We start from the raw sequence: 25603 nt of genomic DNA, 5'->3' as shown, positions 1-25603 counted from the left end.
AACCCCTTTTCCCCTCAAAATATTAAAAAGCAGCTATGCTGCTTTTAATGTTTTATTACTTGTCTATTAAGATATAAATAATCTACACCTGATACAATGGTAAGAATCACTGCAACCCAAAGCATAATTGTACTAAATGGAAAGCCTATTAAGCTAAATGGATAATTATTAAGAAGTATTGCAACAATTGCTATAATTTGTGTAATGGTCTTTAACTTTCCCCACCAACTTGCTGCAATTACAATTCCTTCTGATGCAGCAACCGCTCTTAGTATACTTATAGTATATTCCCTTGATATAATTACAACAACAATCCAAGCAGGTAATTTACCCATTTGCACAAGACAAACTAAAGCTGCTGTAACAAGAAGCTTATCCGCCAAAGGATCCACGAACTTTCCAAATTTTGTTACCTGGTTTCTACTTCTTGCAATATACCCATCTAACGTATCTGTTATGGCAGCTATAGTAAAAATTCCAGCAGCTATATACATACCATACGGAATTTTGTTTAAAAGTACAATCATAAAAACAGGAACTAAAAAGATTCTAGCAATGGTCAACTTATTCGCAAGATTCATGTAATATCTCTCCTAATAAATCATATTCTAAGGTATCTGTTATTTTAACCTTTACTAAATCTCCTATAATTAGAAGTTTAGTTGAATTTACATACACAATACCATCAACCTCTGGTGCATCATATGCCGTTCTTCCTACATAAACATCCTCTTCATCAATCTTCTCTTCTATCAGTATATCATAAATATTACCTATTTTCTCCATGTTTTTTTGAAATGAAACCTCTTTTTGTATAGCCATAATTTCATCTCTTCTTTCTTCCTTAATATCTTCTGAAATCTGGCCTTTTAATTTAGCAGCTGGTGTATCTTCTTCTTTTGAATAAGTAAATACCCCTAGTCTATCAAATTTCACATCCTCAACAAATGTTTTTAGTTCCTCAAACTGCTCCTTTGTCTCTCCTGGAAAACCAACAATAAGAGATGTGCGAATATGCATATTGGGTATTTTATTACGTAGTTTTTGAATAACTTGTAAAATATGTTCTTTTCTTGTAGCTCTATTCATTCTTTTTAGAATTTCATCATTACAATGTTGAATTGGCATATCAATGTATTTGCAAATCTTTTTTTCTTCTGCAATTACATTGATTAATTCATCTGAAATTTTATCAGGATAGCAATATAAAATTCTTATCCACTCTATTCCTTCAATTTGCGCTAACTTCCTCAATAATTCAGGAAGTTTATATTCTTTGTATAGATCAATACCATATCTTGAAGTATCTTGAGCAATTAAAATCATTTCTTTAACGCCTTTTTGGGCCATAATTTGTGCTTCATTAATAATATATTCCATTTTTCTACTTCTATAATTTCCTCTCAACTTTGGAATAATGCAGTAAGTACAACAATTATCACAGCCTTCTGCAATTTTAAGATAACCCATAAACTTAGGTGTACTTAAAATTCTTGGAAGATCTTCTGATATTTCTATATTGATATTTCCAGATTTTACAACTTTCTTTCCTTTTAATGTATCATCAATAACTTTTATAATTTCTGGATAGTTTCCTGTTCCTATCACCGCATCTACTTCTGGTAGTTCTTCTATTAATTCCTTTGAGTATCTTTCAGCCAAACAACCCGTTACCACTAATAATTTACAATTTCCATTGATTTTTAAGGTTCCTAATTCTACAATTGTATCAATAGATTCTTGTTTTGCTGACTCAATAAATCCACAGGTATTCACAATAATAATATCAGCTTCATATTCATCCTTTGTAATCTCAAAATCATACTGAGATAATAATCCCATCATTACTTCTGAATCTACTAAATTTTTTGAGCATCCTAATGACTCAATAGCTACCTTTAAGTTCATATATTGAAACTCCCTTCTAGTTGTGAAACATATTATTTATAAAATCATTTAAAATAGGGATAACGTCTTCCATTTTTTCATAATCAATCACTAAATCATAGTTTTCATATTTTTTAATAGAATAATTATATAAGGGATCATAATAATGCTCCATTAAATATTGAATCACATAAGTATAATCTTTTTCTTCAATTTTATTGATTAAATTATTTACTGATTCGTTTCCTAATTTTTTTCTTAAATGATTCAATGATGCTACTATTTTTGAATGGTTCACTTCTAAATGCTTAGCATAATCTTTTAAAATAACCTCTATTCTATTTTCAAATGTTGTTTTTATAAGAACATGATAGCCATTTACCATCTGATTATACACAGCATCTGGTACCATAACACTACCTACTCTTTTACTTTCACTTTCTACGAATATATAGTTTTCTTTTGAATTATATAACACATGAAATATTAAGGATTCAAATGTTTTTTGTGATGGAGGTTTTCCACTAAAAACAATATCTCCAAATACAGAACCACTATTTTTTGCTATTTCTTCTAAATTAAGCACTGGCTCTTTTATGGCCTCTAATTGATCAAGTATATGAGTTTTACCTACACCTGTTAATCCATGAAGCATAATAAATTTATATCTTTCTATTTTATTTTCTAGAAAGTCAATTACATATTTTCTATAGCTCTTGTATCCATCCTTTAGCTGATATATATTATCAATGTTCAGCATGGTTAGTAAATTACATACGGATTTACTTCTCATTCCACCTCTCCAACAGAATATAACAATATGATCATACTCCATACTATATTGTTTCACTGTACTATAAAGGTTTGGGAGTTTTGTTGATACTAAGTCTAGTCCCTTTACTGTGGCTTCATGAGGATTTTCTTGTCTATAAATGGTTCCTACAATTGCCCTTTCTTCATCATCTAATATGGGAATATTCTTAGCTCCTAAAATGGTTCCATCTTCATATTCTAATGGCGCTCGTACATCAATAAAAAGTGTATTTTTTAATGTCAATGCTTTTTCAACGTCTATTACTTTTACCACATCTATCCCTCTATTTCTATTTATGATTTGCTCTTCATTTCCTCAAATTCTTCTTTTGATATTAATACTTGTCTTGGCTTACTTCCTACATGTTCTCCAACAATATTCCTTTCTTCCATAGCGTCAATTAATCTTGCAGCTCGATTATATCCTATTCTAAACCTTCTTTGTAACATTGAAATGGAAGCTTGTTGTATCTGTATTACTAACTCAATAGCATCTTTTAATAATTCATCTGTCCCTTCTTCTTCCTGTGATAAATTACTTTCAACCTTTTCGATAATGTCTTCCTCATAATTATTATCTGTAGATTGTTCTTTTACAAAACTTACAACTCTTTCTACTTCCCCATCTGAAATAAATGATCCTTGCGCACGAACAGGTTTTGACGCTCCAACAGGATAAAATAGCATATCCCCTTTACCAAGCAATTTTTCTGCTCCTCCCATATCTAATATAGTTCTTGAGTCTGCTTGAGAAGAAACAGAAAAAGCAATACGAGATGGAATATTCGCTTTAATGACTCCTGTTATTACATCAACAGAAGGTCTTTGGGTAGCTACAATAAGATGTAATCCTGCCGCTCTAGCCATTTGAGCAAGCCTACAAATCCCATCTTCTACTTGACCTGGTGCTACCATCATTAAATCTGCAAGTTCATCAATGATAATCACAATTTTAGGTAATGTTTCTTTTCCTTCATTCTTCATTTTTTCATTGTAACTATTAATATCTCTTACACTATTTTCTGCAAAATATTTATACCGATTCGTCATCTCTCCTACTGCCCAATTTAATGCACTTGAAGCCTTCTTAGGGTCTGTTACAACAGGAATTAAAAGATGAGGAATTCCATTATAATTATTTAATTCCACTACCTTTGGATCTACTAAAAGTAGTTTTACTTCATCTGGTGTAGCCTTATAAAGAATACTAATAATCAATGTATTAATACATACACTTTTTCCTGAACCAGTAGCCCCTGCAATCAACATATGTGGCATCTTAGCCAAATCAGCTATAATAGGATTGCCAGCAATATCCTTTCCTAAAACAAAAGTTAGCTTTGAATCACTGTTTTTGAATTTTTCACTTTCTAAAACTTCCTTTATTGTAACAGGGGAAACATTTTCATTAGGAATTTCTATGCCTACAGCAGCCTTACCTGGAATAGGTGCTTCAATTCTTATATTTGATGCTGCCAAGTTTAGTGCAATATCATCTGACAAATTTACTATTTTACTCACCTTAACTCCTGGACTAGGCTGAATTTCATATCTTGTTATGGTAGGTCCTTTGCTTACTTGTACAACTTTTGCCTCTACTCCAAAATTTTCTAGTGTGTTTTCTAATATACTTGCTTTATGTAAAATTTCTTTTTTATCATTTTTTGTATTTGCAACTGGATTATCCTGTAATAAATTAAAATCAGGAAATTTGTAATCTAAATCTGATTTAGCAGAACTCTTAATATGAATACTTATATCTTCTACATTTTTTTCGTCCTGAGATGTTGCAGCAATTTCTATTTTACTATTCATCTTCTCTTCTTTTATAGGTTCATTTGCTTTCTTACTAAACTCAGCTTCACGGGTAAAATCAAGAATTTTAATCTTTTCATCTAAATGATTATTTTCATTAATAGATGTTTCCATCTCCTGCTTTAAACTCATAGCTTTTTTCTTTTTTGTTTTTTTCTGTTTTTTATCTGGCACATAAATAAACTCACTCACAGAACGACCCATTAGTGAACAAAATCTTACAAAGCCATTTTTACATTTTTTTAGCATACTCACTAAAGAAATTTTTGTAATCACAACAAAAGAAATAATCATTAATGTAACAATTACAACATAACTACCATTTACCCCTAAAAATCTTATCCCCATACTTCCTAATAAACTACCGATTAGTCCTCCACCGACTCCTTCTATCCCTTGATCATATACTAATTTTATATTTTGAAAACTCCATGCTTTTGGAATATACTCTTCAAAATAAATAATAGTATATAACATAACATATCCTATATACATTAGAATCATTGCAAATTTGAACTTTTTATCAAAAATACTGGTTTTACCGATCATAGAAAAAATTCCTAAAAGTATAATAAAATAAGGCAATAAATACGCTGGTGCAGATAATAATCCCATTAAACTAGCTTTTATAACTTTTCCTATTTCACCAGTAGATTCCGTTTGCAAACTAATCATAATTAGTATTCCCATAGATATGGTAAATAAAGAAATAATTTCATTTTTCAGGGTAGATTTATCCTTTCCTTTACTTTTTCTCATACTCCTTCTACCAGCCATAAAGTCACCTCCTATTCTTATTAGAAAAAGCACAGGTTAACTGTGCCAAAAACTAGCAATGCCATGATGGATCTATAACCCATGTATAAAAATAAAGTGTCAATACTATCAATATTAACACTTTAACATTGTTATTATAACATAAGGGTCTGAATTATTCTATTGTAAATTCTTTTGGACTTCATTTTGCTTTTTTAATTTAATCAGTTCTTTCAATTTCATCATGGCAGCATGTAACCCACCAACGTCATCAATTAAACCAGTTTCTACAGCTTCATTTCCTATTAGAATGGTTCCTACATCATTTGCTATCTCATCTGTTTCTGTCATTAATTTTACAATGGTATCTCTAGGGACTTTTGATGTTCTTGTGATAAACTGGATAATTCTTTCCTGCATTTTTTGAAAATATTTAAAGGTTTGTGGAACCCCTATAACCAATCCATTCATTCTTATTGGATGAATTGTCATGGTAGCCGTTTTAGCAATAAATGAATAGTCACTAGCAGTAGCTAATGGAACCCCAATACTATGTCCTCCTCCCAGTACTAATGATACAGTAGGCTTTGATATACTTGAAATCATTTCTGCAAGAGCAAGTCCTGCTTCTACATCTCCACCCACAGTATTTAGTACTGTAAGCATTCCCTCTATTTTAGGATTTTCTTCTACTGCAATTAATTGAGGAATAATATGTTCATATTTTGTTGACTTATTTTGTGGAGGTGCTACCATATGCCCTTCAATATGTCCAATAATTGTAAGATAGTGTATGTTACTAGGCATATCAGGAATACCATGGTTGCCTATATCTTTCACATTATCGACCTTTGGATCTAATGTTAATTTTGGTTCTATACTAGGAGACTTGGGATTTTGCTGTGTATCAGGAGTTTGTCCTATTATTTTATAGTGGTTATTCATCATTTCACACTCCTATTTTTATAAATTTTGAAATCCAGTAATAAAATATAATTATTACCTATTCCTTTAAATTATTTTTTCCAATAAAAAAACTACTATACTATTTGCATATAGTAGTTTTATAAAATTTATTTTGACAGGTTAAATTCCTTGTGAAGAGCATTCACTGCTTTTTGTGTATCCCTATCACTTACTAAGCAAGATATTGTATTATGAGAGTCAGAAGTTTGTAAAATCCTTATATTTTCTTTAGATAAGCTTTTTACAATTTTCGCCATAACCCCTGGGATTCCTCTCATTGCATTTCCTATAGCTGTTATTTTGCTACAATCCCTTATAATATGATAATGGAATCCATTTTTCTTTAATATTTTTTCAACTTTTTCTATATCTTTTGACTCAATTGTAAATACTTTTTTATCAATAAAAAAGTTTATTAAATCTATACTAATCTGATTATTTGTCAATTCATTCATCAATAATTCATTCAGTTCTACAGAATCTTCAAAATACACACTCACCTGATTAATATTGTTTTTATGAGCTATAGCTGTTAGTATATCTTCTTTTGATACATTCTTACTATATTTATTATTACAGGTTCCCTTATGATGAATAATGGTTCCTGGTGCATCAGACAATGTATTCTTTACCTTTAAAGGAATACTTCCTCTTTTAGCAATAGCTACAGCTCTAGGATGAACTACTTTAGCACCGTCTTCAGCCATTTGATATATTTCATCATATCCTATATGATCTATTACTTTTGCTTCAGCCACAAGCCTAGGGTCTGCTGTCATTACTCCATCTACATCCGTATATATTTCAACAACACTGGCCTTTAAGGCTTCACCAAGTATCGCTGCTGAAGTATCGCTTCCTCCTCGCCCTAGTGTTGTAATATCTCCCTTCTCTGTTGCCCCTTGGAATCCTGTAACTACAGGAATATAATCTTGTCTCAATAAATCTAAGATATTTGAAGGATCAACTTTAAGCACTTCAGCATCTCCATAACGCTCATCCGTTATAATACCTGCTTGATATCCTGTTAATGCAATCCCCTTATATCCCATAGATTTAATCGTATTTGACAAAATAACGGTAGAAATCATTTCTCCGCAGGCCATGATCATATCTAGCTCTCTACTATCATATTCTTTAAAAGCTGCATTTGCAAAATTTATTAATGTATCTGTTGCATATGGCGCTCCATTTCTTCCAATTGCAGAAACAACCACCACTGGATATTTTCCTGTTTTTTTTGTATCAATTACTTTGCGAGCTACTTTTTCTCTAAGCTCTTTTGTACCTACTGAAGTTCCACCAAATTTTTGAACAATGATATTCATACGCTTCCCCCTAACCAAATCCTTACCTATATATTAGCATGAATTAACAAAAACATCTACATATTTTTAGCACTACTACTATTTATAATATGTTAGAAATGGTATTTTGGGGATAGAATCCTATAAATTTTTGCAACCTATTCCTATAATAAAAATCTACCTTTTGAAAATTGCTCTTCTTCTAATTCTATAATAATCATGTCATTCCCTATTTTTCTAACACAATTCCATGGAATTTCAACAAAATTTTTATCCTGAAAAATAGAAAATTGATTTCTAAAGGCTGGCACTAATACAGCTCTAATTTTTCCATTTCTTTCATCTATTAATAGATCAGATTCAGCTAAAATTCCTAATCTTCCACCATCACTTAAATTTACAATTTCTTTTCCTCCCAATTTACTTAATCTCATTTTTATCCCCCTCATTAATAAAAAAATTCGCATTTAACTAATGGCATATGCTCATCTCGCCAACGAAAATTCAAAATATACTTTTGAATTTGACCTGGCTCCAAGCTGTCCAAACAATTATACTTTGTAATAGTTATCCACAAATTTTAAATCTTATAAAAAGATAAATGTGTAACCCTATTGAATATTTGTTGTCACACATTTATATACATTTATACTTTATTCTATTAAAAAAAAATCACATTATTACACTTAAATACCTGTATGACCAAAACCACCTGATCCTCTTTTGGTTTCATCTAATACTTTTACTGACTCCCATGTAATTTTTTCGTATTTGCAAATAACTAATTGAGCAATTCTATCCTTAGGCGCAATTGAAAAGGATTCATCTCCCCAATTAATAAGTGGTACTTTTATTTCTCCCCTGTAGTCACTATCAATGGTCCCTACTCCATTTACTAAACCAATACCAAACTTTACTGCTAGTCCACTTCTTGCTCTCACTTGTGCCTCTAACCCCTCAGGCAACCCAATACATATACCCGTAGGTACCAACACCCTCTTTCCAGGTTTTAATTCAATTGTTTCTTTTATATCTGCATGTAGATCCATTCCTGCTGATCCAGATGTTTCATATTTAGGTAACATTACATTCTCTTTTGCTTTTATTTTTATTTTATACATATGTTCTCCTCTCTAACAAAAAAGATATTAGCAGTTGCTAATATCTTAAGATTTTAAAAGTCTAGATAAATCCATTTTTTCATCAACTTTTCCCACAGTAACAACAGACGCATTATCTAATACAAATATTTTATCAATCACATTTTTTATATCTTCCATTTTGATATTGTCAATTTTTTGTAAAACTTCCTTTTGTGAATATATTTTTTCTAAAAACAATTCTGATTTTCCAATAGATAACATTCTACTACTTGTACTCTCTAATCCTAAAATATAGTTTCCCTTTAGTTGTTCTTTACATTTTAATAATTCAGCTTGTGTAAGTCCATCTTTTTTTATTTTTCCAATTTCTTCTTTAATCAACATTATAACTTTCTCTAATTGGGAAGGATTAATTCCTGCATAAATTGTAAATAAACCTATTTGTTGATAAGACGACGGATAAGAAAATATTGAATAGGCTAATCCCTTGTCTTCTCTAATGTTTTGAAATAACCTTGAACTCATGCTACCTCCAAAAACAGTATTCATCAAAAGTAAGGAATAATAATCATCACTCCTTAATGGAACACCTTGAAATGCTATACATAAGTGAAGCTGTTCAATATCTTTATGTTTAAGCCCTGTATCCGTAACAAATTTAGGCACATCTAATAACTTTTGTTTATTATTTTTGTTCGTAAAATGCTTGAATTTTTCCTCAAGCATCTCAATAATTTCTTCTTCATTAAAGTTTCCAGCAATAGATACGACTATATTTTCAACAGTATAATTATTCTTAATATAGTCCATTAGCATTTCTCTAGTAAAACTACTTACAGTCTGGTGATTACCAAGCACTGGTAATCCTAAGGAATGTCCATTAAATATAGTCCTTGATAATAAATCATGTGCATTATCTTCTGGCGAATCTTCATACATATTAATTTCTTCTAATACTACACTTTTTTCCTTTTCAATTTCTGTAGTGTTAAAGGTAGAGTTAAAGATCATATCTGTTAATACATCAATCCCAATATCAATATGAGAATCTAATACTTTAGCATAATAGCAAGTACATTCCTTGCTTGTAAATGCATTTAATTGTCCTCCAATATCATCTATTGATTCAGCAATTTGTTTTGCTGTTCTATTTTTAGTTCCTTTAAAAAGCATATGCTCTATAAAATGAGTAATACCATTGTTCGTTTGATTTTCATTAATAGAACCAGTTTTTATCCAAAACCCTAATGAAACAGATTTTACATGTGGGATTTTTTCTAACACAACTCTTACACCATTACTTAATCGAATTTTTTGATACATCTTTTCCTCCTAGTTCTAAAGCTAATCATTCTGTATTCTATAAAACTTTAATCATTTTATAAAATACTTTGTTAACTTACAAAGTTAATAGCATATAGATATTATAATTTAGTATTGTCTAATAATCAAGAAAAATAGTTTATTACTCACTTAGTAAATCTGAAACTGTTCCTATTTTTATTTCTTCTTCTTTTATTTTATCAATGAGATAAGGAAGGGCTTTAACGGTAGCAGGTCTTGGATGCATTAAAAGAATTGCTCCTTTATGAGGTTTTTTCATCACTCTCTGAATAATAAGTTCTTCTGTAGATCCTTTTCTCCAATCAATGGTATCTACACTCCATAATATTGTTTGATACCCAAGGTCTTTTGCTACCTTCAAAGTTATATCACTATAATCCCCTGCAGGTGGGGCAAAATAGTTTGGTTTAAACCCTATTTCTTTTATAATGATCTCTTCCGTTTTTTTTATTTCTTCATAATTTTGCTTTTCTCCTATTTTACTATGCATTTTATGACTATAAGCATGATTTCCTATCTCATGCCCCTTGCTATAAATAAGCTTTAATAATTCTGGATTATTTGATGCCCATCTCCCTGTAACAAAAAAAGTTATTTTTATTTCCTTTTCTTCAAAAATATCTAGCATTTTAGGAATTTCTTCATTTCCCCAATCTACATTACAGGTAAAAGCCATTTTATTCGTATGGTCATCTCCATTTCTAATAGGATCTTCTATTTTTCCTATATAGAATGTACTTATACTATTTTCAACATAAAAAGCTGAAAATATGATTAAAATCAATAAAGTTAATAAAATTGTTATAAACCTCTTTTTAGAAATAATATACATTTTCACTCTTCTAACCTCCTTTCATAAGATTCATATTCAAAGTTTAAAATTTTATTCAATAAATCTATCTTAAAATAAAAAAAACATAAACCTTACTGGTTTATGCTTTCTGTTCTTCTTTTTTTGATTGTTCATTTTCTAAAAGTACTTTTCTAGATAAATTAATTCTTCCTTGTTTATCAATTTCAATAACTTTTACTAAAACTTCATCCCCAACTTTAAGTACATCTTCTACTTTTGGAATCTTTTCTTTAGCAATTTGAGAAATATGTAATAATCCTTCTTTTCCTGGTAATATTTCAAGGAAAGCTCCAAAATTTAAAATTTTAACTACTTTTCCCGTATATATTTCTCCGACCTTTGCTTCTTTTACAATTCCTTCTATGATCTTTACTGCTTTATTACCATCTTCCATATTAGCTGCTGTAATAAAGACTCTTCCATCATCTTCTATATCTATTTTTACATTTGTTTCATCAATAATCTTACTGATTGTCTTTCCACCAGGTCCGATAACCGTTCTAATTTTTTCAGGATCAATAGTAATATTAATAATCCTTGGAGCATATGGTGAAAGTTCTTCTCGTGGACTGGATATAGCTTCATTCATTTTCCCTAAAATATGTAATCGTCCTTTTCTAGCTTGCTCTAATGCTCTTTCTAATACTTCTTTATCAATTCCATGTATTTTTATATCCATCTGAATTGCTGTAATACCATCTGCTGTTCCTGCCACTTTAAAATCCATATCTCCTAAGAAATCTTCCATTCCCTGAATATCACTAAGAATAGTTACTTTGTTTTGTTCTTTTATTAAGCCCATTGCAATACCCGCTACTGGATCTTTTATTGGTACACCTGCATCAAGTAGTGCTAATGTGCTTCCACATACAGATGCTTGAGAAGTACTACCATTTGAACTTAATACTTCTGATACTAATCGAATGGTATAGGGGAATTCTTTTTCTGATGGAATTACAGGTTCTAGTGCTCTTTCAGCTAAAGCACCATGTCCAATTTCTCTTCTTCCTGGACCTCTTAGAAATCTTGCTTCTCCTACACTATAAGGTGGAAAATTGTAATGATGCATATAACGTTTTGACTCTTCTACGCCAAGTCCATCTATTACTTGTGCATCTCCTATAGCTCCTAATGTTGCTACAGTAAGTACTTGTGTTTGTCCTCTAGTAAATAATCCAGTTCCATGGGTTCTAGGAAGTACAGATACTTCGCTGGAAATAGGTCTGATTTCTTCAGCTACACGATTATCTGGTCTTATTCCTTCTTCTGTAATCATTCTTCTAACCTGTTCTTTTGTAATCTGATATAAAGTTTCACTTACATCTTTCAGGTTTTCAGGATATTTTTCTTCAAAATGTTCTATTGTTTCAAGCTTTACTTGATCCATATTTTCATTTCGTTCCAACTTATCTACTGTTTTAATAGCTTCAACCATCTTTTCAGTAGCAAATTCTCTTACTTCTTTTTCAATTTCTTCATCAACCTTAAATAAAGTAACTTCTTGTTTTGTTTTGCCAACTTCTTCAACAATTTCTTCTATAAATGCTACTATTTTTTTTATTTCTTCATGGGCAAACAAAATACCTTCCAACATAACCTCTTCAGAAATTTCATTTGAACCTGCTTCTACCATCATAATTGCATCTTTTGTACCAGAAACAACTAAATGCATTTGGCTCTTTTCGCTTTCTTCTAAGGTAGGATTTACAACAAATTCTCCATCAATTAAACCAACAATCACTGAGCCTGTTGGTCCATCAAATGGTATGTCTGAAATAGACAATGCAACAGATGACCCTATCATAGCAACAACATCTGGTGTACAATCTTGATCTACAGAAAGAACTGTAGCAATAACTTGTACATCATTTCTAAATCCTTTAGGAAATAGAGGTCTTATAGGTCTATCAATGAGTCTTGATGTAAGAACTGCCTTTTCTGTAGGTTTACCTTCTCTTTTTATAAAACCTCCAGGTATTTTACCAACAGCATAAAGTCTTTCTTGATAGTCAACGCTCAAGGGGAAAAAATCAATACCAGTTTTAGGCTCAGCTGATGCAACAGCAGTAACTAAAATAACTGTTTCACCATATCTAATAAGAGCAGATCCATTTGCTAGCTGTGCTACTTTTCCTACTTGAACTTCAAAAGCACGACCACCTATGGTAGTCTTAAATGTTCTCTCCATTGTTTACCTCCTCCTTATAACTTATTAAATTTATTCGACGTCCTTTATATTATTTCCTACACGTTTACGAAAAATCCTCTATATCATTCAAATAAAATAATAGAGCGGGATATTCCCGCTCAGTTTAGTAAATATTACTTTCTTAGACCTAGTTTTTGAATGATACTTCTGTATCTTTCAATGTCTTTGTCTTTTAAATAATTTAATAAGTTTCTTCTTTTACCTACCATTTTTAAAAGTCCACGACGTGAATGATGATCCTTTTTATGAACTTTTAAATGCTCATTTAACTCATTAATTCTAGTTGTTAATATAGCAACTTGAACTTCAGGAGAACCTGTATCACCTTCATGTACTTTATGTGCATCAATGATAGTTTGTTTCTTTTCTTTATTCATTGACATACTTTTCACCTCCTCTTATATTATCCCCAAAAGCCAAGTAATACGTTGGTGAATCGTAGTACGTAGCTTTGGTTCTTCAACACATTAGATTCTATCATATAAGACCTTTATTGTAAATAAAAACTTATATATTAAAAAACTTTTTTGCTTTTTCTACATCTTTATGAATTTGCTGGATTAATTCTTGAGTATTATTAAACTTCACTTCATCTCTAGATTTTTGATAGAATATAATTTTGATCTCTTGATTGTATAAATTACCAGTGAAATTTAAAATATGTGGCTCTACACTTATAGTTTCACTTCCTATAGTTGGCTTATATCCTATATTTGTAATACTATTATATATCTTATTATCAACTATACATTTGGTAAAATACACTCCTGAACTAGGTAAAATATGATTCTTGCTTATATCAATATTAGCAGTTGGAAAGCCTAATAATTCTTTTCCAATTCCATTTCCATGGACTACTTTCCCTGAAATAGAATAGTTTCTTCCTAAAAATAAATTGACTTTAGGAATATTTCCTTCCTTTATAATTTCTCGAATTTTTGTACTGCTAACAACTTCATCTTGTATTTTTATAGCTTTTACAATCATCAATTCATAATCATATTTTTCTTTTAACTCATAAAGAAGTTCTGTATTCCCTTGAGCCTTATACCCAAAATGATAATTAAATCCAACAACACCATAAGACATTTTTAGCTGATCCTTTAAGATTTCTTTCACAAATTTTTCAGGACTTAGGCTTCTTTGGTAATCATCAAAATCAACACAAACCATATAATCAACACCAAGACGACCTAATAACCTAATTTTTTTTTCAAAAGATATAATTTTCTTTGGTGCTCCATTTCGAGACGTTAGGGTTCTAGGATGATTTTTGAAAGTATAAACAACACTTTTCAAACCTTTTTTTTTACAAGCTTCTACTAGCTTTATAATTAATGTTTGATGTCCTATATGAACCCCATCAAAGTTCCCTAATGCAACACCTGTATTCCCATCTATTTCAATATGATTGAGTGAAGTTATAATTTCCATAATCTTTCCCCTTTAGACAAATACTCTATGAATATCAATATACAATTCTTCATCCTTTTTTACCATTCCTAGTGCAATGAATTGATTTTCTACATATAATCTTACCATCATTTCATCCTTTAAAGAATCGTAAGACGCAATATTCTTCATATAAATATTATTACCATTTCGTAAGTACTTTTCTGATTGCTTCTTTATATTTACTCTAGGCATATCTCTAAGTGGATAATCCATAGGAAACATATAATTAGAATTTATTTCTTCAACAGATAAATTTTCTAATTTTTCTAACGTGACTGTATCATTTAATTTGAATTTACCACTTTCTGTTCTTAGTAGAAACGACATATATGCACCACAATTTAAGGTATTTCCAATATCATCACATAAAGTTCTTACATAAGTCCCCTTCGAACAAAGTACATCAAAGAGAATAACATTCCCATCAATTTTAATAATGTCAAGTTCATAAATCATTATTTTCCTAGGTTCTCTATGAATTTCTTTTCCTTCACGAGCTAACTCATATAATTTTTTTCCCTTATGTTTTAGTGCAGAATACATAGGAGGTATTTGATATACCTCTCCCTTAAATGAATGAAATACATTTATAATATCTTTTTCATCTACATTTACAGGACGAGTATTAATAATTTTTCCCCAACGATCCTGTGTATCTGTATTATGCCCTAAAATCATTTCACATCTATACTTTTTCTGATCGTTTAAAAGATATCCACTTATTTTTGTTGCACTTCCAATACAAATAGGCAGTACACCTGCTGCCATTGGATCGAGGGTTCCTGTATGCCCTACTTTTTTTGTTTTTAGAATCCTTCTTATAGAATAGACAACATCATGTGAAGTCATATTCGGCGGTTTTAAAATATTGATGATTCCCTTCAAATTATCACCTACAAATAATTTTCCATCGTTTTAATAATCAACTGTTTTGCATTTTCAATACTATCATGAATCGTACATCCAGAAGCTTTTTTGTGTCCTCCTCCGTGAAAGAGGGCTGCTATTTTACTTACATCCACATCATATTTTGCTCTGAAACCTACTTTTATTTTATCTTTTCCCATTTCTTTTAACAATACCCCTACTTCAACGCCATTAATATCTCGTGCAAATTCAATAATTCCATCCGTATCTTCCGTTTTTACTCCCACTTTTTCTATCGTTTCTTTCGTAATACATAAAATAGCTAACTTTTTATCAAAATAAAGTTCAAGAGTATTTAAAACTTCTGATAACAACTTTACTTTATGCAGAGGTTTATTTTGATAAACTTGTGTAGTCACAAAATTTAAATCAACATTTTTTTCAAATAATTCAGCTACAATCCTATGGGTTTGTGCTGATGTATTATCATATTTAAAACTCCCGGTGTCTGTGGATAATGCAGTATATAGGCAAGTTGCAATATCCTTTGTGATAGGCACTCCTAAATTTTTAATAAAGAAATATACGATTTCGCCTGTTGCAGCAGCTTTAGGATCAACAACATTTATATCTGCAAAATAAGTATTCGTTATATGATGATCTATATTTAAACTATTTTTCGCCTTATGAATATATTCATTTCTAGCACCTAATCTATCCATATCACTACAATCAATAGATATAGTCAAATCGAATCTTAAAGGCTCATCTATCCTATTAAGAATATATTCACATGGCAAAAATTGAATATTATAAGGTAGTTCCTCATCTAATAAAATAAAAGGACGCTTACCTATTTTTTTTAATGCTAGATATAATGCTATAGATGAACCAACCGTATCTCCATCAGGAAGAATATGAGGAAGAATAAGAATATTATCTGCCTTATAAATAGTATCTAAAGCTTCCTTCATATCAGTTGTCTTCTTTTTCATCTGAAATATCCTTCTTGCTTACTTTATTAATTAAATTTGACATATATATTCCTTTTTCTATAGAAGTATCTATATTGAATATAGGCTCAGGCGTATATCTTAATTTTAATTTTTTCCCAATTTCTTTACGTATAAACCCAGAAGCACTTTTCAATGCTTTTATGGTATTTTCTTTTTCTTCTTGGGATCCGTATACACTAATAAAAATATTTGCATATCTTAAATCTCTTGTCACGTCTACCTCTACAATACTTGTTAAAGTTGATATACGTGGATCTTTTAATTCATTCCTGATCATTGTACTCACTAGCTTTTTTATTTCTTCACTAATTCTATTTGTTCTTTGATATCCCATGTAAAAACCACCTTCCTTTGGTAGTTATTATGCTCTTTTTATTTCCTCAATAATATATGGCTCAACAATATCGCCTTCTTTGATATCATTATAATTTTCAAGACCTATTCCACATTCATAGCCTGTAGCTACTTCTTTTACATCATCCTTAAATCTTTTTAAAGATGATATAGCCCCTTCAAATATTACAATTCCATCACGTACTAATCTTACTTGTGCATTTCTTGTTACTTTTCCTTCTTGTACATACGCTCCACCAATAGTTCCTACTCCTGGTACCTTGAAAGTTGCTCTTATTTCAACTTTTCCGAGTACTACTTCCTTATATTCTGGATCAAGCATACCTTTCATAGCAGCTTCTACATCAGCAATTGCTTCATATATAATTCTATATGTTCTTAAATCCACACTCTCTCTTTTTGCTAAACTAGTTACTGTAGATGAAGGTCTTACATTAAATCCTATAATAATCGCATTAGAAGCAGAAGCAAGCATAATATCTGATTCAGTAATAGTTCCTACACCACCATGAATCATTTTTACCTTCACTTCATCATTACTCAATTTCATAAATGACTGCTTTACAGCTTCAACAGAACCTTGAACATCTGCTTTTACGATAATATTTAACTCTTTTACTTCCCCTTCTTGTATATGCTTAAATAAATCTTCTAAGGATACTTTTGCTGTTGCATTTAAATTTTCTTCTCTAATTTTTGCACGTCTTTTTTCAACAATTTGTCGAGCTACTTTATCTACTTTCACCGCATTAAAACTATCTCCTGCTTTAGGTACATCAGATAAACCTAAAATTTCAATAGCTGTTGCTGGACCTGCTTTTTTAATATTTTTTCCCTTATCATTAATCATAGCACGAATTCTACCATAAGCTGCACCTGCTACAATAGAATCTCCAACCTTTAATGTTCCATTTTGTACAAGCATAGTGGCTACAGGACCTCTACTTTTATCTAGTTTTGCTTCAATTACAGTACCCATTCCTAACTTATTAGGATTTGCTTTTAACTCCTGCATTTCTGCTACAAGTAGAATCATTTCTAATAAATTATCAATACCTTCCCCTTTTAATGCAGAGACAGGAACACATATAGTATCTCCACCCCATTCTTCAATTAAAACACCGTTTTCTGATAATTCTTGTTTTACTCGATCTGGGTTAGCATTAGGTCTATCAATTTTATTTAAAGCTACAATAATTGGAACATCAGCAGCCTTAGCATGGCTGATTGCTTCTAATGTTTGAGGCATCACACCATCATCTGCTGCAACAACCAAAATAGCTATGTCTGTTATACTAGCTCCTCTTGCTCTCATAGATGTAAATGCAGCATGCCCTGGTGTATCTAGGAATACAATTTTCTTGCCATTTACTCTTACTTCTGAAGCACCTATATGCTGTGTGATTCCACCAGCTTCTCTTGAAGTAACATGTGTATTTCTAATTGCATCAAGAAGTGAAGTTTTCCCATGGTCAACGTGCCCCATTACAGTAATTACAGGTGATCTCTCTTTTAAATCTCCTGGACGATCTGGTGTTTCCTCTAAACCAAACTCATCATCTTCTTTAGCTTCTTCTTTTTGAACATTCATTCCAAAATCTAAAGCAATTGAATGAGCTATCTCAAAATCAATATTTTGATTTGCTGAAGCAAAAATACCTAATCCAATTAATTTTGTAATGATTTCTGATACACTTTTTCCAATTTTATTAGCAAACTCCTGTACCATAATTGTTTCAGGAATAATTATAGCTTCTTCATCATGTTCTTTTTCCTCTATTTCTGAAACTTCCTTTGCTTTCTTAGAGCTTTTTTTATTTGAAATTTTGTTCGTTTCAATTTTTTCCTCAGTCGTTTCTTCTACTTCTTTAGTTGTTTCCTTGTAAAGTTCTTTTATTATTTCTACTGTCTCTTCATCTAACGCACTCATATGATTTGTTACAATAATATCAAGTTCAGCTAATTTATTAATCATTTCTTTGCTAGAGACTTCTAATTCTTTAGCTAATTGATATACTCTTACTTTTGACATGTTCGCTCACCCCCTAAATTATTTGAACCATCCTTCACTTCTTCAATAAGAGAAGAAATTTTTTTTGCAAGCCCTGTATCTTTTATTCCATAAACCGCTCTATTTGGTTTGCCCACAGCCTGTGATAATTTTTGTCTATCTCCATAGATTACACACTTAATATTTCTAAAATCCGCCATATCTTGAAACTTTTTCTTTGTATTATCTGATGCATCATTTGCAATAAGCACTAATTTAACGGCATTCTTTTTTACATACGCTGCACAGGTATCTTCACCCGTTACTAAATTTCCAGAGCGCTGTGCTAATCCTAAAAATGAAAGAACTTTATTTTCCACTTTTTATAAGTTCCTCATGTAGTTGATTATATATTTCTTTATCTATTTCCTGTTGAAAAGCTCTATTCAATGCTTTTCTTTTTTCCATTTTTTTAAAACATTCAATATTGTTACATATGTAAGCGCCTCTGCCGTTACCTTTTCCCGTTATGTCAAGTTTAATGTCTCCATCTTTAGACTTAACAATACGAATCAATTCTTTTTTAGGTTTTTGTTCCATACATCCAATGCACTGTCTTAGGGGTATTTTTCTAACTTTCATTCCAGAATACCTCCTATTCTTCTATTTCTTTCATAGCCTCTTCATATTGGGACTCACTCTTAATATCTATTTTCCAATTTGTTAGTTTTGCTGCTAATCTCGCATTTTGTCCTTCCTTACCAATTGCTAATGATAATTGATAGTCAGGAACAACAACTAGGGCAGTTTTTTCACTTTCTTTTACAATAACTTTCAATACCTTTGATGGACTTAATGCACTTGCAATTAATTCTTCTGGATCGTCATTCCATTTTATGATATCTATTTTTTCACCTTTTAGTTCATCTACAATAGCCTGTACTCTTGCTCCCTTGTGTCCCACACATGCTCCTACAGGATCAACATTCTCATCATGTGAGTATACTGCAATTTTACTTCTTGAACCAGCTTCTCTTGAAATGCTTTTTAGTTCTACAATCCCATCATGAATTTCAGGAACTTCCAATTCAAATAATCGCTTTACCAAACCTGGATGTGTTCTTGAAACAAGAATTTGAGGCCCCTTTGTTGTCTTTTTTACCTCAATAATATATGTTTTTATTCTATCATTATGTTTGTAAACTTCTCCAGGTATTTGTTCTGAAGGGGTAAGTACTGCTTCTGTTCTTCCAAGATTAATAAATACATTTCCCTTACTAATTCTTTGAACAATACCAGTAACAATCTCACTTTCCCTATTTACAAATTCATCATAAATGATTCCTCTTTCAGCTTCTCGAATCCTCTGTACAACTACTTGTTTTGCTGTTTGCGCAGCAATTCTACCAAAATTTTTAGGTGTAACTTCCTTTTCTACTACATCTCCAACTTCATAATTACTATCAATTTCTTTTGCATCCTCAACACTAATGTCTAATAATTCAGTTTCAACTGTTTCAACAATATTTTTTACTGAAAATACTCGAACTTCTCCATTTTCTCTATTAATATACACTTTCACATTTTGTGAAGTCCCATAATTTCTTTTGTACGCAGAGATCAATGCCGCTTCAATAGCATCAATCAAAATATCCTTCGCAATCCCTTTTTCCTTTTGAATCTGATCTAAAGCTTCAATAAATTCCCCATTCATTTATTGTACACCTCCCTTTTAAATAATGACAGAAAGTTTCGCTTTTGAAACTTTTTCTCTCGGTATTTTTATTTCTTTATCTTGATCCATTTTTAAAACAACAGACTCATCCTGAAGACCTACTAGCTCCCCTTGGAGCTGTTTTTTTCCGTCTAATGATTGATATAAATGCACCTCTATCTTTTGACCTTTATACCTTTCAAAGTCCTTATCTTTCTTTAGAGGTCTATCAAGTCCAGGAGATGACACCTCTAGATAATAATTTTGTTCAATAGGATCCACTTCATCTAATTTTTCGCTTAAATTCTCACTCACATGCTGGCAATCATCTATTGTTATTCCATCTGGTTTATCAATATATACTCGTAAAAACCAATTTTGCCCTTCCTTTACAAACTCTACATCCACTAACTCTAATTCTGTACCATCAATAAATGGTAATACTAATGCTTCTACTATGTCCGTTACACGTTTCTTTCCCATCCTTCTCCCTCCTTTTTATTTAACATACGCTATGTAACATTCTATATACATATTCTTTCGAAAATATACATTCATTATTCTTTTACTATATTCAAAAACTCAGAATTTCATATTCCGTAAAAGTAAGAAATAACAGCAAAGAGTGGGGTATATCCCACTCTTTTCACAAAATCTTATATGTCTATCGGTAAGATTATAGCATAACCGTTGAAAATATGCAACTCTAAAATAGTGACAACTGGTTGGTATCAGGCAATCCATTTAAACAACCATGCTGTTTTAGAGTTTCAATAACCGTTTTGGTAACTCTTGATCGCTCTCTTATATCCTCGAGAGATATAAATTCTCTATCTTTTCTACTTTGGCAAATACTCCTAGCTGCATTTTCTCCTACACCTTGTAATGCTCTAAGGGGCGGTAACAAGTTATTCCCTGATAAAATAAATTTATCTGAATCAGACTTATAAATATCTACTGGTAAAAATCCAAAACCTCTGCAATACATTTCATAAACTACTTCTAATACTGTTAACAAATCTTTCTCTTTTTGTGTTACATTGTTTCCCAACTCTTCTAAGTCTTTCATTTTTTGCTTGACTGTTTCTTTTCCTTTAACCACTAAATCTGCATCAAAATCTGAAGCTTTTATCGTAAAGTAAGTTGCATAAAAAGCTAAAGGATAATACACTTTGAAGTAAGCAATTCTAAAAGACATCATAACATATGCAACAGCATGAGCCTTAGGAAACATATATTTAATCTTATTGCATGAATCAACATACCACTGTGGAACATCATTTTCATGCATCATTGCTTCATCTTCAGGAGTTAATCCCTTTCCTTTTCTTACTTTTTCCATTATTTTAAAGGAAGATTTAGGAGGTAATCCTTTATGAATTAAATAATTCATAATATCATCTCGAGTAGAAATCACCTCTTTTAAAGGAGCAATATTTTGCCTAACTAAATCCTGAGCATTATTTAACCAAACATCTGTACCATGAGACAATCCACTTATACGGACCAATTCAGCAAAAGTAGTAGGTTTTGTATCTACTAACATTTGTCGTACAAACTTAGTTCCAAATTCAGGTATACCTAAACTACCTACTTCAAATTTAAAGTCATCATCCTTAATTTTTAAAGGTTCTAAACTTGTAAAAATCTTCACGGTTTCCTGATCATCTAATGGAATTTGTTCAGGGTCTACTCCTGTAATATCCTGTAGCATTCTAATAATTGTAGGAACATCATGTCCTAAAATATCAAGCTTTAATATCCTACCACTGATAGAATGATAATCAAAATGAGTCGTAATAACTCCTGATGAACCATCATTTGCCGGATACTGAATAGGTGAAAAATCAAAAATTTCCTTATAATTTGGTACTACCATAACCCCTCCAGGATGCTGTCCAGTAGTTCTTTTTACTCCTGTACATCCACGAGAAAGTCTATCTATTTCTCGATTATTCACTAAAACTTCCTTTTCTTCAAAATACTTTTTTACAAACCCATAAGCAGTTTTTTCTGCTATTGTGCCAATAGTTCCTGCACGAAATACATATCCTTCTCCAAATAATACTTCTGTATATTTATGGGCATTTGGTTGATATTCTCCTGCAAAGTTAAGGTCTATATCCGGTTCTTTATCTCCTTCAAATCCTAGAAAAACTTCAAAAGGTATATCATGTCCATTTTTCTCATAATCCTCATTACATTTTGGACATTTTTTATCAGGCAAATCCGCACCACTACCAATTGAACCATCTAAAATAAACTCTGAAGTCTTGCATTTTTTGCAAATATAATGGGGAGGAAGAGGATTAACCTCTGTAATATCACTCATTGTAGCAACAAAGGAAGATCCTACTGAACCTCTTGAACCCACCAAGTACCCATCTGCTAATGATTTTGTTACAAGCTTTTGAGCAATAATATACATAACCGCATAACCATTACTAATAATAGAATTCAATTCCCTGTCTAATCTTTTCTTTACAATTTCTGGTATTGGTTCTCCATAAATTCTTTTAGCTTTTTCATAACACATATTTCTTAAATCATCCTCTGCTCCCTCAATAACCGGTGGATATGTTTCTTCAGGGATAGGTATGATTTCTTCAATCATGTCAGCAATTCTATTAGGATTATTGACCACTACATCTAGAGCTATACTTTCTCCTAAATATTTAAATTCTTCAAGCATTTCATCCGTTGTCTTAAGGTATAGAGGAGCTTGATCATCTGCATCACTAAATCCTTGTCCAGCCATTAGTATTCTTCTATACACTTCATCCTTTGGATCTAAAAAGTGTACATCTCCTGTTCCAACAGTCATTTTATTAAATCTTTCACCTAACGTAACAATTTCCTTGTTTATTTCTTTTAATTCTTCTTGCCCCTTTACTAATCCTTTTTTGATTAGAAATTGATTATTTTCTATTGGCTGTATTTCTAAATAATCATAGTATTTTACAATGTTTTCAATTTCCCTTTGAGACTTATTATTTAGAATTGCTCTATATAATTCTCCTGCCTCACAAGCAGTACCTACAATGAGACCCTCTCTCATCTTTGAAAGCAGTGATTTAGGAATTCGAGGTCTCTTATGGAAATGATCTATATGAGACTCTGAAATAATCTTATATAAATTTTTAAGTCCTGTATAATTTTTCACTAATATGATTACATGAAAAGTATCTAGTTTCTTAACGTCTACAGATTTGGCATACAGATCATTTAGCTGGCTTAATTTTCTAATCTCTTTTTCCTTGAGCATTGATAAAAATTCAATAAAAATATGTGCAGTTGCTTCTGCATCATCAACTGCTCTATGATGATTCTCTAATTTTACATTTAATTCTTTAGCAATCACATTTAATTTATACCTTTTCAAGTGAGGAAGCAAAATCTTAGACAAACGTAGAGTATCTATAATAGGATTATTAAATGCCAATCCCATTTGACTACAATTTTGTTTTATAAAAGACGTATCAAAATTTGCATTATGGGCAACAACAGGAACATCTTTAATAAACTCCAAAAATTTAGGCAACACTTCTTCAATAGTTGGTTCATCTTTTACCATATTATCAGTTATTCCTGTCAATTCTATAATTTTAGGAGGTATAGGCATCTCTGGATTTACAAGGATATTAAATCGATCTATAATCTCATTGTTTCTTATTTTTACTGCTCCTATTTCAGTTATTTTATCATTTTTACTAGACAATCCTGTTGTTTCTATGTCAAATATTACATAACATTGTTCAATTTCTTTTTCGTTGCTATTGATTACAATAGGTTCTCCATCATTGACTAAGTATCCTTCTACACCATAGATCACTTTAATACCATGTTTTTTAGCTGCATCCATAGCCTCTGGAAAAGCTTGTACCACCCCATGGTCTGTTATTGCAATAGCAGCATGACCCCATTCTTTAGCCCTTTTAACTAAACTTTTTGTAGAAGATACGCCATCCATGGCACTCATTTGAGTATGAGCATGTAATTCTACCCTCTTTTTTTGCCCATTATCCATTCTTACTCTTGGCGTTCCCTTCATAATGTCTTTTGCCATAATAGCAATTTCTCTTGAAAAAGTATCATAACGAGCCTCTCCCCGTACCTTAACATACTTTCCATTTTTTAAACCTTCCGCCAATCCCTCTACTTGTTCCTTTTTAACAAACAACTTAACAGCAATAGATCCTCTATAATCTGTTACACTCAAAACACATAAGCTTTTACCATTTTTTAGTTCTCTCCATTCAACATCAAATATTTCACATGCAATTGCTACAATCCCAGATTCCTCATTAACACTAGGAATAGGTGTTATCATATCATTAAATTTTTTACCTAATATACATTCTCCATTTGTTACTATATTTTTTGTTTGCTTTTGCTTTTTAGGTGCTACCTCTTGATAAGTTATCATATTTTCAACAATGGCTTGTGTTTCTATCTCTTTTTCTTTTAGATAATGGTCTTTATTGTCATGCTCTAAATCTATATGCTCTTTAAAAACTACTTTTATATTTTTATTTAGCTCCGATTGAATCATCGCTTTGATAAAACTATCCACTTTTTTTTCTTTTAAATTTTCAATTCCTATGGAATTTTCCACTTCAAGAAATAGAGTTTCCTTATTTAATGAACACTTCGATTGCTTTAACCATGCTAATGAAGAAGGGATGGATTGATTTAATGCATAAATAACATTTTTCCAATATGCTTTAAAATCATCATCTTTTTCCAAATCAATGTTCTTATAAAAAGTATTGAAATTTATCTCTTTTACAAAAGGAATATTTTTTTTAACATTCATTTTTAAGTCATCTAATATTGCCCTATGAATAATATGATTAGGAATCAACATAAAGCTTAGCTTTTTCGTTTCCTTATAATATTTAATTTTTTCAACAACGGCATCAATTTCTATATTTATACTAGGAGCAATATGTTTTACAATCTTATTTAATGAATAATCCAATTATATCCCCCTTTCCTTGTTAAGAATTTCTCCTATAGATTATAAAAAAATCCATTCATTACCTTCAAAGATACAAGCATTAGTAATGCTTTGAAGGTTTAGGATTTTTTCATACTATCTACCATAAGTTTTCTCAAAATTTTTATATAGAAATATTCCTTTCCTGATAATCT

General features: G+C 31.0%; 22 protein-coding genes. All 22 read right to left on the bottom strand.

Going from position 1 to position 25603, the window contains the following annotated elements; all coding sequences use genetic code 11:
* Positions 1-44: 44 nt before the first annotated feature.
* Complete coding sequence (pgsA, locus tag K7H06_RS07775) at positions 45-581, bottom strand: CDP-diacylglycerol--glycerol-3-phosphate 3-phosphatidyltransferase (RefSeq protein ID WP_223039312.1); 537 nt, start codon at positions 579-581, stop codon at positions 45-47.
* Complete coding sequence (gene rimO / locus K7H06_RS07770; RefSeq protein WP_223039311.1) at positions 565-1908, bottom strand: 30S ribosomal protein S12 methylthiotransferase RimO; 1344 nt, start codon at positions 1906-1908, stop codon at positions 565-567. The genes pgsA and rimO overlap by 17 nt, the downstream gene beginning before the upstream one ends.
* 16 nt (positions 1909-1924) lie before the next feature.
* A complete protein-coding gene (gene mnmH, locus K7H06_RS07765) occupies positions 1925-2974 on the bottom strand; it encodes a tRNA 2-selenouridine(34) synthase MnmH (RefSeq protein ID WP_223039310.1) in 1050 nt (349 codons plus the stop codon).
* 20 nt (positions 2975-2994) lie between these two features.
* Entirely contained in the window at positions 2995-5292 is a 2298-nt protein-coding gene (locus tag K7H06_RS07760) for a DNA translocase FtsK (protein ID WP_223039309.1), read from the bottom strand.
* Between the two features lie 159 nt (positions 5293-5451).
* Positions 5452-6216 (bottom strand): ClpP family protease, encoded by a 765-nt coding sequence (locus tag K7H06_RS07755; protein ID WP_223039308.1) that lies wholly within the window; start codon positions 6214-6216, stop codon positions 5452-5454.
* A gap of 128 nt (positions 6217-6344) precedes the next feature.
* Positions 6345-7565 carry an aspartate kinase gene (gene dapG / locus K7H06_RS07750; RefSeq protein ID WP_223039307.1) on the bottom strand — a complete coding sequence of 407 codons (1221 nt, stop codon included), beginning with the start codon at positions 7563-7565 and terminating at the stop codon, positions 6345-6347.
* Positions 7566-7708: 143 nt separating this feature from the next.
* The gene (locus K7H06_RS07745; protein ID WP_223039306.1) at positions 7709-7978 is read right to left on the bottom strand and encodes a YlmC/YmxH family sporulation protein; all 270 of its coding nucleotides are present in this window, start codon (positions 7976-7978) and stop codon (positions 7709-7711) included.
* A gap of 252 nt (positions 7979-8230) precedes the next feature.
* Complete coding sequence (dut, locus tag K7H06_RS07740) at positions 8231-8665, bottom strand: dUTP diphosphatase (RefSeq protein ID WP_223039305.1); 435 nt, start codon at positions 8663-8665, stop codon at positions 8231-8233.
* Between the two features lie 45 nt (positions 8666-8710).
* Entirely contained in the window at positions 8711-9970 is a 1260-nt protein-coding gene (locus K7H06_RS07735) for a M16 family metallopeptidase (protein ID WP_223039304.1), read from the bottom strand.
* A gap of 142 nt (positions 9971-10112) precedes the next feature.
* Positions 10113-10823, bottom strand: coding sequence for a polysaccharide deacetylase family protein (locus K7H06_RS07730; RefSeq protein WP_223039970.1), 711 nt, complete (start codon positions 10821-10823; stop codon positions 10113-10115).
* A gap of 100 nt (positions 10824-10923) precedes the next feature.
* Entirely contained in the window at positions 10924-13032 is a 2109-nt protein-coding gene (locus tag K7H06_RS07725; protein WP_223039303.1) for a polyribonucleotide nucleotidyltransferase, read from the bottom strand.
* 134 nt (positions 13033-13166) lie between these two features.
* Positions 13167-13430, bottom strand: a complete 264-nt coding sequence (rpsO, locus tag K7H06_RS07720) for a 30S ribosomal protein S15 (RefSeq protein WP_223039969.1) — start codon at positions 13428-13430, stop codon at positions 13167-13169.
* Positions 13431-13560: 130 nt separating this feature from the next.
* Positions 13561-14487 (bottom strand): bifunctional riboflavin kinase/FAD synthetase, encoded by a 927-nt coding sequence (locus K7H06_RS07715; protein ID WP_223039302.1) that lies wholly within the window; start codon positions 14485-14487, stop codon positions 13561-13563.
* A 12-nt stretch (positions 14488-14499) separates the two neighbouring features.
* Positions 14500-15393, bottom strand: a complete 894-nt coding sequence (gene truB / locus K7H06_RS07710; RefSeq protein ID WP_223039301.1) for a tRNA pseudouridine(55) synthase TruB — start codon at positions 15391-15393, stop codon at positions 14500-14502.
* A gap of 8 nt (positions 15394-15401) precedes the next feature.
* A complete protein-coding gene (locus tag K7H06_RS07705) occupies positions 15402-16370 on the bottom strand; it encodes a DHH family phosphoesterase (RefSeq protein WP_223039300.1) in 969 nt (322 codons plus the stop codon).
* A complete protein-coding gene (gene rbfA / locus K7H06_RS07700) occupies positions 16351-16725 on the bottom strand; it encodes a 30S ribosome-binding factor RbfA (protein ID WP_223039299.1) in 375 nt (124 codons plus the stop codon). The genes K7H06_RS07705 and rbfA overlap by 20 nt, the downstream gene beginning before the upstream one ends.
* Before the next feature lie 27 nt (positions 16726-16752).
* Complete coding sequence (gene infB, locus K7H06_RS07695) at positions 16753-18777, bottom strand: translation initiation factor IF-2 (protein ID WP_223039298.1); 2025 nt, start codon at positions 18775-18777, stop codon at positions 16753-16755.
* The gene (locus K7H06_RS07690) at positions 18765-19115 is read right to left on the bottom strand and encodes a L7Ae/L30e/S12e/Gadd45 family ribosomal protein (protein WP_223039297.1); all 351 of its coding nucleotides are present in this window, start codon (positions 19113-19115) and stop codon (positions 18765-18767) included. The genes infB and K7H06_RS07690 overlap by 13 nt, the downstream gene beginning before the upstream one ends.
* Positions 19105-19377, bottom strand: a complete 273-nt coding sequence (gene rnpM, locus K7H06_RS07685; protein ID WP_223039296.1) for an RNase P modulator RnpM — start codon at positions 19375-19377, stop codon at positions 19105-19107. The genes K7H06_RS07690 and rnpM overlap by 11 nt, the downstream gene beginning before the upstream one ends.
* 13 nt (positions 19378-19390) lie before the next feature.
* Positions 19391-20449 (bottom strand): transcription termination factor NusA, encoded by a 1059-nt coding sequence (nusA, locus tag K7H06_RS07680; protein WP_223039295.1) that lies wholly within the window; start codon positions 20447-20449, stop codon positions 19391-19393.
* Positions 20450-20467: 18 nt separating this feature from the next.
* Positions 20468-20932 carry a ribosome maturation factor RimP gene (rimP, locus tag K7H06_RS07675; RefSeq protein WP_223039294.1) on the bottom strand — a complete coding sequence of 155 codons (465 nt, stop codon included), beginning with the start codon at positions 20930-20932 and terminating at the stop codon, positions 20468-20470.
* A gap of 223 nt (positions 20933-21155) precedes the next feature.
* Positions 21156-25430, bottom strand: a complete 4275-nt coding sequence (locus K7H06_RS07670) for a PolC-type DNA polymerase III (protein WP_246637657.1) — start codon at positions 25428-25430, stop codon at positions 21156-21158.
* Positions 25431-25603: the final 173 nt, after the last annotated feature.

Origin of the sequence: Crassaminicella profunda, assembly GCF_019884785.1 — a bacterium.
Classification (GTDB): Bacteria; Bacillota; Clostridia; order Peptostreptococcales; family Thermotaleaceae; genus Crassaminicella; species Crassaminicella profunda.
Note: the sequence above shows the minus strand (reverse complement) of the source record. Positions and strands in the feature narration are given on the sequence as shown.

Bases quoted from the DNA above. Each gene is read 5' to 3' on its own strand.
- rbfA (WP_223039299.1), bottom strand. From the start codon at position 16,725: ATGGGATATCAAAGAACAAATAGAATTAGTGAAGAAATAAAAAAGCTA.
- infB (WP_223039298.1), bottom strand. From the start codon at position 18,777: ATGTCAAAAGTAAGAGTATATCAATTAGCTAAAGAATTAGAAGTCTCT.
- K7H06_RS07745 (WP_223039306.1), bottom strand. From the start codon at position 7,978: ATGAGATTAAGTAAATTGGGAGGAAAAGAAATTGTAAATTTAAGTGAT.
- K7H06_RS07725 (WP_223039303.1), bottom strand. From the start codon at position 13,032: ATGGAGAGAACATTTAAGACTACCATAGGTGGTCGTGCTTTTGAAGTT.
- K7H06_RS07715 (WP_223039302.1), bottom strand. From the start codon at position 14,487: ATGGAAATTATAACTTCACTCAATCATATTGAAATAGATGGGAATACA.
- rnpM (WP_223039296.1), bottom strand. From the start codon at position 19,377: ATGAAAGTTAGAAAAATACCCCTAAGACAGTGCATTGGATGTATGGAA.
- K7H06_RS07705 (WP_223039300.1), bottom strand. From the start codon at position 16,370: ATGAAAAAGAAGACAACTGATATGAAGGAAGCTTTAGATACTATTTAT.
- rimP (WP_223039294.1), bottom strand. From the start codon at position 20,932: ATGGGAAAGAAACGTGTAACGGACATAGTAGAAGCATTAGTATTACCA.
- K7H06_RS07735 (WP_223039304.1), bottom strand. From the start codon at position 9,970: ATGTATCAAAAAATTCGATTAAGTAATGGTGTAAGAGTTGTGTTAGAA.
- nusA (WP_223039295.1), bottom strand. From the start codon at position 20,449: ATGAATGGGGAATTTATTGAAGCTTTAGATCAGATTCAAAAGGAAAAA.
- dapG (WP_223039307.1), bottom strand. From the start codon at position 7,565: ATGAATATCATTGTTCAAAAATTTGGTGGAACTTCAGTAGGTACAAAA.
- pgsA (WP_223039312.1), bottom strand. From the start codon at position 581: ATGAATCTTGCGAATAAGTTGACCATTGCTAGAATCTTTTTAGTTCCT.
- rimO (WP_223039311.1), bottom strand. From the start codon at position 1,908: ATGAACTTAAAGGTAGCTATTGAGTCATTAGGATGCTCAAAAAATTTA.
- K7H06_RS07730 (WP_223039970.1), bottom strand. From the start codon at position 10,823: ATGTATATTATTTCTAAAAAGAGGTTTATAACAATTTTATTAACTTTA.
- dut (WP_223039305.1), bottom strand. From the start codon at position 8,665: ATGTATAAAATAAAAATAAAAGCAAAAGAGAATGTAATGTTACCTAAA.
- K7H06_RS07755 (WP_223039308.1), bottom strand. From the start codon at position 6,216: ATGAATAACCACTATAAAATAATAGGACAAACTCCTGATACACAGCAA.
- K7H06_RS07760 (WP_223039309.1), bottom strand. From the start codon at position 5,292: ATGGCTGGTAGAAGGAGTATGAGAAAAAGTAAAGGAAAGGATAAATCT.
- rpsO (WP_223039969.1), bottom strand. From the start codon at position 13,430: ATGAATAAAGAAAAGAAACAAACTATCATTGATGCACATAAAGTACAT.